This is a genomic window from Maribacter sp. X9 (assembly GCF_048537565.1).
In the GTDB taxonomy this organism is placed as follows: domain Bacteria; phylum Bacteroidota; class Bacteroidia; order Flavobacteriales; family Flavobacteriaceae; genus Maribacter.
The window spans coordinates 1,142,154-1,155,045 of sequence record NZ_CP183215.1 but is presented as its reverse complement, the minus strand read 5'-3'; the positions used below and the strand labels follow the sequence as shown (position 1 = coordinate 1,155,045).

Here is a 12,892-nt window from a genome sequence, read left to right as displayed (position 1 = left end):
TAAATGTCATGGAAAAGTCAAAAATAAGGGACAGGGTATTAGCGGAATTAAAGAAGCTCATCACCCAGAGCTGTAAGAATCCCAAGGATTCTCAAAAGTACCAAGAATTACATATTGCGTTATTGAAAAAATATTATAATGCAACGAACGTATCTATAGATTATCATCGCCATCGCGTACAAATGGATGTCATACAAGACGAAAGCATATATGACCCAAAAAAGGTAAACACCTATTTACCGACTATTTACACCAATCTTCTTTTTAAAAGTCTATGTGCATTTTTGACCACATGTGTAGAAAAAGACCATAAAAGTATTGGATTCTATGCACAATTATTAAATTCATTCGATAAAACTAAACCGACCTTAGAATTGGTTTAGCCATAAAACTTTCTGTATTTAAAAAGGTACAAGTAATTTGTACCTTTTTCATTTTATAACATTTAAGGCTTTCCTTAACAAGATCATACAGAATATTTTAATAGTTTAGCGCACTTTAAAAAGAACCTATACAATGAAAAAAACAGTACTACTGCTGCTTATCGTGGTGTTATTTTCTGGATTTTACGGATTTTCCCAGACCAAATCAGAATTAGAAAAACATTATCAGGCTTTTTATGACCAAATGCGTTTACAAGGTGATGTGAATGGTGTTATCAATGCCCTGACCCATTTAAACGTTTTATCCCCTTCAAAAGAAAGAATGGATACGTTGGCGTATATCTATGCCAATGATAATCAGCATTTACAGGCCTTGAATACCATTGGTATCGAGAAAATAGATACCGATTCTGATTTGGCCGTGCAGGTAAAGGCAATTTCATTAAAGGCATTGAACCAACCCAAAAGGGCATTGGAGCAATTTGAAATTCTAAATACACGGGAACCGAATGCGTATTTAGCCTATGAATTGGCCGATTTAAAAGTGCAATTAGGTGAAAATGCAGAAGCGATGAAAAACGTAGAGTATGGTATCGCCAATGCAACCGATGATATGAAATACGCTTTTTATGAGCGCCAGCAACCCTATGAAGTTCCTTTGAAAGCTGCTTTCCTTCATTTAAAAGGGCTCATACAATACAATATGGACAAAACTAATATCGATGCCGCCATTGCTACCATTGACCAAGCATTAGCAATAGACCCCAACTTTAATCTGGCAAGTCTTAGTAAGCAAGCACTGACTTCAAGAAAAGAGGCTCCGACAGAAAAGAAAGAATAAAAAAATTTACCTTTTATAAAAAACGGACCTAGCGGTCCGTTTTTTAATTTTTCATTTTTAGTTGGTTCAACAAAATACTATCCCTTTCACGTTTCAGGCCTACCAATTCGTCGACATATTCATTGGGTACGGCAATGGAGAGTACATAGTGGGCAATTTTCCATTTTCCATCCTCCTTTTTTAAAATTCCAGAGCCCCTGCATAGTTTCATTTGGGTATCCAGCAACTCATCAAACCAAGCTAGGTTCGCGACCTCATCAATATAGATATTTCGCTCAACCGCCGTAAAATTCCAGGCCTTACCTTTATCAAAATGTGGTTTTGCATAGCTTTTAAATGCATCTAATTGCCAATTTTCCTCCGCATCGGTACCGATAAAAACGGCATCATCGGTCATGAGATTAAAATAGGCCTCAAAATCGGCAGCAGCAGCAGCTGCATGCCATGTATCCAATGTTTTCGAAATTTGATTTTTCTCACTTTGCTGCCCAAAAAGCATGGGAGCCATACTAAGGAATACTAGACTAATTTTTTTCATTTGCCCGTAATTCTTCTGGTAGCGTATTCTTCACCACTACATTGAACTGGTTTCTTAAATCGTTGAAGGCCGTAATCATCTGTAAAATAGATTCCTTGGGATTTTGACGGTATTCCAAATCACCCTTTGTCTTCAAAACATAGGTCTTAAAGACCTTTTGCCTTCCTTTAATTTGTGGAATATCAAATTCTATAGGATATTCTTCTGTTTCCAACTTTTTCTGATTTTCAACCAATTCATCGACAATCAGAACAAAATCTTCTCGAAACTCGGTGCTATAGATTTTGTCAAAACTTCGTTCCAAAACGGTGTACGCCTTCCAATTATCTAAAATAACTTGGGCCCTACTGTCTACCCGAGACTTTTCGGGAAGGCTGTCTGTCATAATTTCCCAGCTAGATTCCTCAACCTTGGCTGTTTCCGAGACTGTATCCTTACAGGATGAAAACAGGATCAGCGTTACTAAAAAAGCGAACATTTTAGGCATAAGCGAATGTACAAATTTTAAGAAAAGGTATCTTTATACACGAATTCATTTAACGCTATTTTTAAATGTCAAAATACATATTGATCATTGGGGCCTGTGGCCAAATTGGAACAGAACTTACCTTGGCGCTTAGAGAAAAATTTGGAAGCGAAATGGTCATCGCAAGTGATATTCGTGAAGGAACCGATGATCTAATGCAGTCTGGACCGTTTGAAATCTTAGATGCCACCAACTATGACAACTTAGAAGAAGTCATTGCCTATTATGACATAAATGAAGTGTATCTTATGGCCGCCATGTTGAGTGCCACTGCAGAAAAATTTCCCATGCGGGCGTGGAACCTGAATATGAATACGCTGTTCAATGTGCTCAACTTGGCAAAGGAGAAAAAAATAGATAAAATCTTTTGGCCTTCGAGCATTGCCGTTTTCGGACCCAACACTCCGAAAGAAGATACACCCCAGAATACGATTATGGAACCGAGTACCGTATATGGTATCAGCAAGCAATCTGGGGAACGCTGGTGCGAATATTATTTTAAAAAATTCAATGTCGACGTACGTAGTATCCGCTATCCAGGCCTTATAAGCTGGAAAACGATGCCTGGTGGCGGAACTACCGATTATGCCGTAGAAATCTACCATAAAGCCCTTTCTAAAGGCTCGTACAGTTGTTTTCTGAAAGAGGACACCAAATTGCCCATGATGTTCATGGACGATGCCATACGCGCTACCTTACAGATTATGGATGCTCCTGCAGCAGACATTAAAGAGCGTTCCTCTTACAATTTAGCGGCAATGAGTTTTACGCCCAAGGAAATGGCCGAAAGCATCAAAGCCGTTATCCCGGAATTTAAAATAGATTATAATCCAGATTTTAGGCAAACTATAGCGGATTCATGGCCTAGCAGTATAGATGACACCAACGCCCGGACGGACTGGAACTGGAAAGCCGAATTCGATTTGGATGAAACCACAAAAACAATGCTGGAGAATTTGGGATAAAATACATAATGAGAAATTTAGGAGGCATCTACTTTTGTAACGGTTTTTCCTGAGGGGTCTTAAATATTGGAATCAAAACATATGCTCCAAATTCCGCCAGGTTCCTTTTTCCAAAGTAAGGTTATACTAGCCTTGATAACTTCCGCTGCACTGCCCAATTTCAGTAGCAACAGCTTACATATTCTTAAAAATTAGGAAAATCATCTTTTCTTAGAAATTTAGACTTGTGCAACGGTTACTTTTGTTACCCAATGTTTTAATTCCAGAATTCAATTAATTCTTCTATACTTTGACTACCGTTTGAAGCAAAAATATTCTCCCAATATATGGTGTCTTCAATTTTCACAAAAACTTTATAATAACCCACATCTAAAGTTTCTAGATTAAGACTTAAGGTCGAAGAGCCTTGGTCTATGAATTTCAAGTTGGATTTGGAATTAATCTCATTCTCAGAATATAAGTCTGAAATCAATATTCTATTAAAATCTACTTGTTGAAATATTTTATCCGCATTAGCTGGTACAATCCAAACATCAGATATTACATAATTGGATGAAAGGAATAAGGTTCCTATTGGAGGATTCGGAAAAGCTGTAAACTCATCATTATTTTTAATATTAGGATTTCCCAAACGCGTAGGAGGGGCATCAAATGAATCTTTTATATTAATTCCGGTTACTAATTCAATTTGAGTTTCAGCATTAGAATTATCTTCTGGATCTTGGTTGTTACAGCTAATAATGAGTAGCGCGAAAAGACATAAAATTATTTTTTTCATTTTCTATAATATTGGGTAACGGCTCGTTATATGAAAAGTAGCGCTGAAAATAAGCGGTTACTTTTCGGATTAACACAAGCCGAATTTTTAAATTTTACTATTTATCTTTTTAATTGGAAAGTCGTCAAATTTTTAAATTTGGCGACTTTCCAAAAATGCCCAAACCTTAGTGTTAGTAATGACTTGCGCTATTTTTTATACACAACTTTGTTATGTGCAGGGCTATACCGGAATCTTCTTTAAAAGGAATGAATTTTTATCAATTATCATTCGGTTAAATTCAATTCCGTTTCTGCTTAATTCTGTTTGATTTATTTTTTTAATAGATTCGTCAATTTTAGTTTCTGATACGTTACACCCAAAAATAATTTCTGTTATGTGCTTTTTGTCAAACTCTATTGTTTGCCTATCTTTTTCAGGAATAGTTTTAGTTATTGCTCGGACTTCATTTTCGTAATCCCATCTTTTAGATTTTGTTGTCAACCAATAAAGTGAAGTTCTTAAAAAATCGGTTGCTCCATCAATTGGTTTTACTTCGTTTTCATACCGTACTCCGCATAAAATAAATTTTTCTTGATAATCAATTGGGAACTTAAATCCGATACAAATTCCGCTATGCTTTTCCGCATAATGCGACCACATAAGAGTTTCATCCGAAATTCTTGAAAAACAGGTCATTTTAAATTGCTCTTTTTCTTCTCTTAAAATAGATGCAATTCTTTCAGGGTCTTTTAAATTATTTTTCAGACGACTCCTATATTCAGCACTTAAATTCTCTCCCAAACTATCAAGAGCTTTTTCGACCATTTCATCTGTTAATTGCGGTTTTAGCAAATATTCATTGCAATCAAATGGGTCATTAAAAGTTGATGGTTTCGCAAACATTAAAGTGTTTCCAAGAATAATCTTGTCAAATGCTGTTTCAAAACTTTCATATTTATAAACAGTTTCATTTCTAAGAATGTCAAAAAAATTCTCCCTTATTATAGTTTCTATTTCAGTTTTTGATAGCATTTATAGCTTTTTTCATAGGATACATTGTTGGCAATAGTTTTTAATCATTTTTATTCAGTTTTAAGTTCATAACATAGTCGCTTAATTCCGAATCAACATTGTTCAATAATTCAAGTTTATTTTCAGAGTTAGGATTGTCATAATTTGTAATTATATGCTCCATTATTTTGCTTCCAACTTTTTCGTATTTTTCAACTGCGATTTTTAGTAAGTAATCAACAAGTTCAATATAATCTGGTATTTCTTTACGTTCAAAACTGAATCTTCTCTGTAGTCCAACTTTTATTCCCCATTTCATTGTTTTTGGAAAAATCTGAAAATAAGCTTTTCCGTATTCGTGTTCAGTTTCTCCTCTGTGAGCAATGAAGTTATGTCTCATACTCATTAAATTTTGATGTATTGTTTTCAAGTTGTCGGAATTTTCAAAACAGTCTAATTCAAGTTTAGGTGATTTACTTGAACTACTGTCAGTAAAACATTTTCCATACAAAATTATCACAGTTGTAAATAAAGAAGTTCTAACAATTTCACGGTTTCTTTTTTTTAATCTTAATAATGCTTTTTTACAAGTTTCTAAATCAAGAATGATACTGTAATAGGCAACATTTTTTCTCTCAAGATGATTTGGGATTTTAAAAGTCAAGGTTTGCTTTGTGTCAGAATGATTTTTTATATCACTATCGAGCTGTTTTTCCTTTTCTTCTTTATTCATTCTCAAATTATTGCCAACGTCACGGCTATGGCAAGTAGGGCAGGCAAGGAAACTTTTCGTTTCCGTCTGGTCTGCGAGCCAGAGCTTTTTGTTTTGTAATTACTTTCATTTTTTTAATTGCCAAATCCAAAAGATTTGGCGGACATGGCAAACATACCCAAGCCTTTAAATATAACCCTTTATGCCCTATTTGCTATAGGAATTGTTGGCGTGTCGTTTTTATTCCAGTTTTATATTTAATAGAATTGAGCCTAATCCTATTTCAGCCCTTTTATTATCAAACTCTTGCTTTGAGAATGGTCCAAGAACATTCTTTTTTGCCATTCCAAAATCCGATTCTTTGATTTTTTTTATTATCCAAAATTGATTTGGTGCTTTCTCCTTTTCAGATTCCGATTCGAGAAGAATATAATTTTTATCCGCTCCAATATTAATAAAGCAATCAACTAATCCATATCCACCACTAACATTATCAGGTGAAAACCATAATGATTTGCAATAGTTATATCCTTCATTTTCCGAAACAAAGTATCGTCCATCTTCCCAATAAGTTTTTTTAAATGCGCAACTTGAAAACGTAAGAATGATAAAGAAGAAGAGATATGTGATTTTATAATTCATAAGTTTTGAAATGCACGCCAACAATTGTATATGCGTACTGGTACGTATATTTCTATTTTAGGGGAAGTACCTTAAAAATCCAATAAATAATTGGTCGGTGCAAATAAAGTTTTGGGTTATAAGTTCTCGACTTAAGTTTATCTTGAGCATTGCCGAAAGGCTCGAACTGACAGTTTCATACGAAAATAACGAGGTCTCGACTTTAGTTGATCCTGAGTCTGGCCGAAAGATTCGACAGGTATCAACAAAAAGTCCCTTCTTTTGAAGGGACTTATCATGTGTTCCAATTTATGTTACCAACCTAGCAGATGGCTTACGACTATTTGGTTTACTTAAAACCCTGAATATATTGTCGCCTAAACGTGTTCTGCGGCTCCTGTATACCGAAAAGGTAGCAATTTTGCTTGGTTATCACATCCGCTGTGGTACGGTTAAGGGGTCTTTGGAAAAATAGGTGTTGGCTTTCGCTTTGACTAGAAGGTCTTTGAAAAGGTTTCATACGATATTGTTTTTTTGTTATTAACTTCTTTACTTCGATTTTAGAGGGTCAGACCTCAGTCGGGCGTACCCTAAAAATCATCTTCATACAAAACTTAACTACATAATAATCATTTTGTTAAGACTGAATGTATTAAAAAAACAAATCGCTTAAGCAGATTTAAGACCTTTATAAAACAGAAATATCACAATGCTAATTTCAGACTCTTGATTTTATCGATTACTGATTTTTGGCTTAGGTTTTTTACTAAAACCATTCTACTTCCAATTCAAGACTCAATTCTAGTTCAGGTTTTTCCTAAGTAATAACAGCGGGTTTTTTCTCTTGAAATTCCCCCAGAAGAAAAGATATTTCCGAAGGGGGCCCTTGAAGTATATCCTGTATTCGTAAATCTTCATCGACATCGACCAAACTAAAGAAAAGTTCTCCATCTGCTTTAATGTACATAAGCTCATCTAACAGATTGCATTCAAGACTACCTTGATTTTCTAGCACCTCGGATAAATGGCCAAAGGCAAAATAATGTTCAAAGCCATCAAAAGAAATACATTTTTGAACCCCTATCATTCAAATGAAACTTCTACAGACAAAAAGGATTTTATAGGAAAATTGTAAGAAAGTCTAACTTGTTTCCAATTTCGGCTAACTAAACTTCAGTTTTCGCTCAATGGCCATAACCATTGCATTGGCAATATCTTTTCCTGTGGCATTTTCGATACCTTCTAGTCCGGGAGAAGAATTCACCTCAAGCAATAACGGTCCTTTATTTGAACGAATGATATCGACACCGGCAACTGCCAAGTTCAAGACCTTAGCCGCTTTTAAGGCCAGTTTCTTTTCGTCGGATGTTATTTTGATGATCGAAGCAGTACCGCCTTGATGGATATTCGCCCTGAATTCCCCTTTTTGGGCTTGGCGTTGCATACTGGCCACGACCTTACCATTCACCACAAAGCAGCGGATATCCTGACCATTGGCTTCTTTAATGAATTCTTGCACCAAAATATTGGTGTTTACACTTTTGAAGGCATTGATTACACTTTCCGCAGCCTTATTGGTTTCTGCTAAAACAACACCCTTACCTTGGGTACTTTCTAAAAGTTTAATGATCAACGGTGCACCGTTGACCATTTTGATCAGATCTTTGGTATCCATCGGTGACTTGGCAAAACCGGTAATCGGGATATGGATATCATTTTTTGAAAATAACTGGGATGCAAAAAGCTTATCCCTCGATTGGGTGATTGCCTCTGCAGAATTTTGACAGTAGACACCCAAGTTGTTAAATTGACGAATCAAAGCGCAACCATAAAAGGTGACCGCAGGTTTTATACGGGGAATCACCGCGTCAAAATCCTTTAAAATATTGCCCCCCCGATAACGTATTTCAGGAGAATGCGCATCTAGCTTCATATAGGCCTGTTCCACATTAAGGAAAACAATTTCATGCCCCCTCGCCTCAGCGGCCTCCATTAACCTTTTATTACTATATAGCAACGGGTTACTGGCCAACAAGGCAATTTTCAATCCGGTTTTTTCCTTGAAATAAGGTGCGTATTTATCGTTGACTTCCTTATCCTCAAAGGATTGTAATTGATAACTGACCGCCGGGTTTACAATAAAACGCTCATTGAGCGCTTCCCTGCCCAATAGCATTCTAAACTCCATGGTATCTCTATTGGCCAGTGTCAACTCTATATCAAAAATAGAATCACCAATGGTTACGGGAGTTTTGATGACCAAACGCTCCTCAGATATCCCCGACGAACTTTTAACCATACGACGATCCACTAATCTGGCTTGACACTCGATGGCAATACTACGGTTTTCTTGTAACGGACTAACTTCAAATTTTACCCACTCTTGGGCTCCTTTGTTTATTATTTTCAAGTTGGTCGCCTGAATGGAAGACGTTTTAGCACCTGAATCAACCCTGGCCTTAATCGCCGGTATTCCAAGTTCCTTAAATACACACCATTCCTCACTACCTATTATCCTTAAACTCTCCAAATCATTCTTCTTTTTATCCATGTGGTTTATGGAATTATGCTATTTCTTTCTTAATTCAAAAATATCCGTCCGCCTGTCCTTAAGATTACGTACCGCACCAAATTGGTTCAATTCACGCAGCAAACTTATGTCTACATCTGCAATCAGGATCATTTCTGTATTCGGTGTCGCTTCGGCCTTTATTCCATTGGTAGGGAATGAAAAATCACACGGGGTAAATACCATGGATTGTGCAAATTGGATATCCATATTCTGTACGTTGGGCAGGTTACCAACACTACCGGCAATGGCCACGTAACATTCGTTTTCAATCGCCCTTGCCTGTGCGCAATTGCGCACCCTTGAATATCCATTTTGGGTATCGGTCAAGAATGGAACAAATAAAATATCGACTCCTTCTTCGGCCAATAAACGGCTCAATTCAGGGAATTCTACATCATAACAGATCAAAATTCCTATTTTACCACAATCGGTATCAAATGCCTGTAATTTTGTTCCCCCTTGCATGCCCCAAACCTTAGCTTCGTCGGGGGTAACGTGAAGTTTTTCATAGCGCTCCATACTGCCATCACGACGGCATAAATAGCCTACATTGTACAAGCGACCATCTATAATCTCGGGCATACTGCCAGAGATAACATTGATGTTATAGGAAATGGAGAATTCAGAAAATTTTTGAACGATCTCTTCGGTATGCTTAGCCAGTTCGCGTATGGCATCGGGCGTCGACATATGATTGTTCCCTGCCATTAAAGGAGCGTTGAAAAATTCTGGAAACAAGGCGAAATCTGAACGATATCCTGATACCGCATCTATAAAATATTCTGCTTGCTGCAAAAGGTCGTCAATATCCTTATACGACCTCATTTGCCATTGGATCAACCCTAAGCGAACAATAGTCTTGTTTACTGCTGCTTTGTTCGTTGGTTTTTGATAATAGATATTGTCCCATTCCATAAGAATGGCAAAATCATTGGATTCTCTATCGCCTGCCAAGTACCCTTTCATCACCTTCGAAGGGTGGAAATCATTACTGATCTGAAAATTCAATACCGGATCGTCAATCTGCTTTCTGCGAACTTCATCAATATACTGTTTAGGGGTAAAGTCTTTAGAATGCTTGTGATAATTTGGCATTCGCCCACCAAAGACAATACTCCTTAAATTCAGTTTTTCACAAAGTTCTTTACGGTAATCGTAAAGTCTACGCCCTAAGCGCATTCCTCGATATTCGGGACTTATGAATACGTCAATACCATATAAAACATCACCATCGTCATCATGCGTATTAAACGTGTCATTACCGGTTATCTGCTTATAGGTGTGATTGTGCTCGAATTTTTTATAATCAACGATTATGGACAAGGCACAACCGGCCAATTCACCGTTAATTTTGATGACCACTTGGCCCTCGGGAAACTTCTTGATCAAGCGTGTTATTTCCCGTTCTGTCCAAATGGCATCATGCATATTCAAGTACGATGAAAGCATCGCCTCTTTAAGCTGCTGATAATCCTTTAGCTCAAGGTATTTTAATTCTATATTTTCTATTTCTTCTATTTTCATGCAAATCTTTACTATTGAAACCAAGAATTTTGTGCGATTTCGGGCTTAAAAACCACAAAATTCTGCACTCAGGCAACTTGGTCAAAACCTTAGTCGTAAAAAGTATTGGGATAGTAACCTTAAGAAATGAGAAGAATATTAATCCTCATCATCACCATCCACCATATCCTCTGGATCTGGCTCAACTATTGCTTCTGGATCATCATCCGCAAAATCCTCATAATCATCCTCATCGTAATTCTCCATCGTATACTCTAGTTTGGCGCTTATCTTCACTAAATACTTTGTGTCTTCTGTTAGCACCTCAACTGCCTCTATACGCTCTCCTTGCGCATTTTTAAAGGAAATGATGTTGCGATCGTCATACCCATCAGGATATCTTTCTACCAAAAGCTTCAGTACTTCGGGCGTCAACTTTTTAAAGTCTACTATAACTCGTTTTAAATGTGCGTTCTTGTCCATAATTACATGTCTAAAAGGTAAGCAAAAATCAAGGGTGCAACAATTGTTGCATCACTTTCTATAATAAATTTTGGGGTGTTAATATCTAGTTTTCCCCATGTTATCTTCTCATTGGGTACGGCTCCCGAATAAGAGCCGTAACTGGTCGTACTATCACTGATCTGGCAGAAATAGCTCCAGAACGGGGTATCGGTACGTTCCATATCTTGATACAACATAGGCACTACACAAATGGGGAAATCACCAGCTATACCTCCGCCTATTTGAAAAAACCCGATTCCATTTTTGGAATTATCGGTATACCAGTCGGCTAAAAAGGTCATGTACTCAATACCTGATTTCATGGTGCTGGCCTTTAATTCTCCTTTTAACACATAGGATGCAAAAATATTGCCCATGGTACTATCTTCCCATCCCGGGCAGATTATAGGGAGGTTTTTTTCGGCGGCAGCGTACATCCAGGAATCCTTTAAATCTATTTCATAATACTCTTCCAAAACACCGGAAAGCAACATTTTGTACATGAATTCATGCGGAAGGTATCTTTCGCCCTTATCATCTGCATCCTTCCAAATTTTAAAAATATGCTTCTGTAACCTTCTGAACGCTTCTTCCTCGGGAATACAGGTATCGGTAACCCGATTCAACCCTTTCTCCAACAAATCCCATTCCTCTTGTGGGGTCAAATCCCTATAGTTAGGTACTCTTTTATAATGCGAATGGGCTACAAGGTTCATAATATCCTCTTCTAAATTGGCCCCTGTGCAAGAGATAATCTGAACCTTATCTTGTCGGATAACTTCGGCGAATATTTTGCCCAACTCTGCAGTGGACATGGCCCCCGCCAAGGACACCAACATTTTGGCGCCATTGTTCAATTGATCTTCATAGCCTTTGGCTGCATCTACTAAGGCAGCGGCATTAAAGTGTAAATAGTATTTTTCTATAAAATTTGTAATAGCTCCTTTAGTCTTCGTCATCCTCAAATTTTGAATTGGTACTCGATTTATAATCTATATCATAGGTATTGTCATACTCTTGATCCACATCTTGATCTGCAAATTTATAGCTCAACATTTTATAATAAAGTTTAGCGGCCAAATAATCTGGTGATTTATCATTTTTATTTGGACATAGCTCTACAATATCAAAACCTACCACATTTTTATCCTCAAAGACTTGTTTCAAAAAATCCAAGGTTTCGAACCAAAGCAAACCTCCCGGTTCTGGGGTACCCGTAGAGGGCATGATGGAGGGGTCCAAAGCATCCAAATCGAAGGTAATGAAAACATTGTCGGTCATGGCATCGATAACCTTGTCCATCCAATATTCATCATTCAACATTTCTTGTGCAAAGAACGTTTTTTCCTCATCGATCAATGTTTTTTCGATGATATCCATAGAACGTATCCCTACTTGTACCAAGTTCGTGGTCTGGCTAGCTTCATGTAAGGCACACGCATGATTGTATTTAGATCCGTTGTAGGATTCCCTTAAATCTGCATGGGCATCGATATGCAATACGGTAAGGTTGTCAAAACATTCGTTAAATGCGCGGATGGTACCAATGGAAACCGAATGATTACCCCCGAACAGCGTAACAAACTTATTACGTTTGATAAAATCTTTTGTAGTGCTATGTACAGCTTTCACCATGGCCTCTGGCGAACTACTTTCAACTATAGGATCCGTTAAATGAATGCCTTGTTTATAGACCTCAGAATCGGTTTCAATATCATACCATTCCATATTTTCAGAAGCCTCTAAAAAAGCTTCAGGACCCTTGTCGGCTCCCTTTCCCCAAGTACTTGTTCCATCATAGGGAACGGGGATCAAGATGATCTTGGATTTTTCAAGTTGGGCGAATTCATCGGGAATACCCGCATAATTCTTAGATGTACTCATGTGATATCAGCTAATGTTAATTGGTTTTTAGAAAAATAGTTCAATTTTAAATACGTAAATAAAAGTATATCG

15 protein-coding genes are annotated in these 12,892 nt (G+C 37.2%); 3 read left to right on the top strand and 12 right to left on the bottom strand.

All coding sequences use genetic code 11. The annotated features are described in order from the left end of the window. Positions 1 to 8 precede the first annotated feature (8 nt). The gene (locus ACNR9Q_RS04905) at positions 9 to 383 is read left to right on the top strand and encodes a hypothetical protein (protein WP_419213496.1); all 375 of its coding nucleotides are present in this window, start codon (positions 9 to 11) and stop codon (positions 381 to 383) included. 133 nt (positions 384 to 516) lie between these two features. Further along, positions 517 to 1,224, top strand: coding sequence for a hypothetical protein (locus tag ACNR9Q_RS04900; protein ID WP_419213495.1), 708 nt, complete (start codon positions 517 to 519; stop codon positions 1,222 to 1,224). A 43-nt stretch (positions 1,225 to 1,267) separates the two neighbouring features. Here ACNR9Q_RS04900 and ACNR9Q_RS04895 read toward each other — a convergent pair whose 3' ends face one another. Both ACNR9Q_RS04895 and ACNR9Q_RS04890 read right to left on the bottom strand, forming a co-directional pair. Further along, entirely contained in the window at positions 1,268 to 1,762 is a 495-nt protein-coding gene (locus ACNR9Q_RS04895) for a nuclear transport factor 2 family protein (protein ID WP_419213494.1), read from the bottom strand. Beyond that, positions 1,749 to 2,240, bottom strand: a complete 492-nt coding sequence (locus tag ACNR9Q_RS04890) for a hypothetical protein (protein WP_419213493.1) — start codon at positions 2,238 to 2,240, stop codon at positions 1,749 to 1,751. Before ACNR9Q_RS04890 ends, ACNR9Q_RS04895 begins: the two co-directional genes overlap by 14 nt. Positions 2,241 to 2,314: 74 nt before the next feature. Here ACNR9Q_RS04890 and ACNR9Q_RS04885 point away from each other — a divergent pair, with 74 nt between their 5' ends. Next, positions 2,315 to 3,253, top strand: a complete 939-nt coding sequence (locus ACNR9Q_RS04885) for an NAD-dependent epimerase/dehydratase family protein (RefSeq protein WP_419213492.1) — start codon at positions 2,315 to 2,317, stop codon at positions 3,251 to 3,253. Positions 3,254 to 3,509: 256 nt separating this feature from the next. Here the strand turns inward: ACNR9Q_RS04885 and ACNR9Q_RS04880 are convergent, their stop codons facing one another. From ACNR9Q_RS04880 to speB, 10 genes are all read right to left on the bottom strand, one after another. Beyond that, on the bottom strand, positions 3,510 to 4,031 hold the full coding sequence (locus ACNR9Q_RS04880) for a hypothetical protein (RefSeq protein ID WP_419213491.1): 522 nt from the start codon (positions 4,029 to 4,031) through the stop codon (positions 3,510 to 3,512). 222 nt (positions 4,032 to 4,253) lie between these two features. Next, entirely contained in the window at positions 4,254 to 5,045 is a 792-nt protein-coding gene (locus ACNR9Q_RS04875) for a DUF2971 domain-containing protein (protein WP_419213490.1), read from the bottom strand. A 40-nt stretch (positions 5,046 to 5,085) separates the two neighbouring features. Further along, positions 5,086 to 5,757: a hypothetical protein gene (locus ACNR9Q_RS04870; RefSeq protein ID WP_419213489.1), complete on the bottom strand. Its 672-nt coding sequence runs from the start codon at positions 5,755 to 5,757 to the stop codon at positions 5,086 to 5,088. 219 nt (positions 5,758 to 5,976) lie between these two features. Continuing rightward, positions 5,977 to 6,378 carry a hypothetical protein gene (locus ACNR9Q_RS04865; protein WP_419213488.1) on the bottom strand — a complete coding sequence of 134 codons (402 nt, stop codon included), beginning with the start codon at positions 6,376 to 6,378 and terminating at the stop codon, positions 5,977 to 5,979. Between the two features lie 796 nt (positions 6,379 to 7,174). Then, positions 7,175 to 7,444, bottom strand: coding sequence for a hypothetical protein (locus ACNR9Q_RS04860; RefSeq protein ID WP_419213487.1), 270 nt, complete (start codon positions 7,442 to 7,444; stop codon positions 7,175 to 7,177). 75 nt (positions 7,445 to 7,519) lie between these two features. Further along, complete coding sequence (gene rimK / locus ACNR9Q_RS04855; protein WP_419213486.1) at positions 7,520 to 8,908, bottom strand: 30S ribosomal protein S6--L-glutamate ligase; 1,389 nt, start codon at positions 8,906 to 8,908, stop codon at positions 7,520 to 7,522. A gap of 18 nt (positions 8,909 to 8,926) precedes the next feature. Then, complete coding sequence (locus ACNR9Q_RS04850; protein WP_419213485.1) at positions 8,927 to 10,453, bottom strand: bifunctional GNAT family N-acetyltransferase/carbon-nitrogen hydrolase family protein; 1,527 nt, start codon at positions 10,451 to 10,453, stop codon at positions 8,927 to 8,929. Positions 10,454 to 10,591: 138 nt separating this feature from the next. Beyond that, the gene (locus ACNR9Q_RS04845; RefSeq protein WP_419213484.1) at positions 10,592 to 10,915 is read right to left on the bottom strand and encodes a hypothetical protein; all 324 of its coding nucleotides are present in this window, start codon (positions 10,913 to 10,915) and stop codon (positions 10,592 to 10,594) included. A gap of 2 nt (positions 10,916 to 10,917) precedes the next feature. Next, on the bottom strand, positions 10,918 to 11,895 hold the full coding sequence (locus tag ACNR9Q_RS04840; RefSeq protein ID WP_419213483.1) for a deoxyhypusine synthase family protein: 978 nt from the start codon (positions 11,893 to 11,895) through the stop codon (positions 10,918 to 10,920). Further along, positions 11,882 to 12,820 carry an agmatinase gene (gene speB, locus ACNR9Q_RS04835; protein ID WP_419213482.1) on the bottom strand — a complete coding sequence of 313 codons (939 nt, stop codon included), beginning with the start codon at positions 12,818 to 12,820 and terminating at the stop codon, positions 11,882 to 11,884. Before speB ends, ACNR9Q_RS04840 begins: the two co-directional genes overlap by 14 nt. Positions 12,821 to 12,892: the final 72 nt, after the last annotated feature.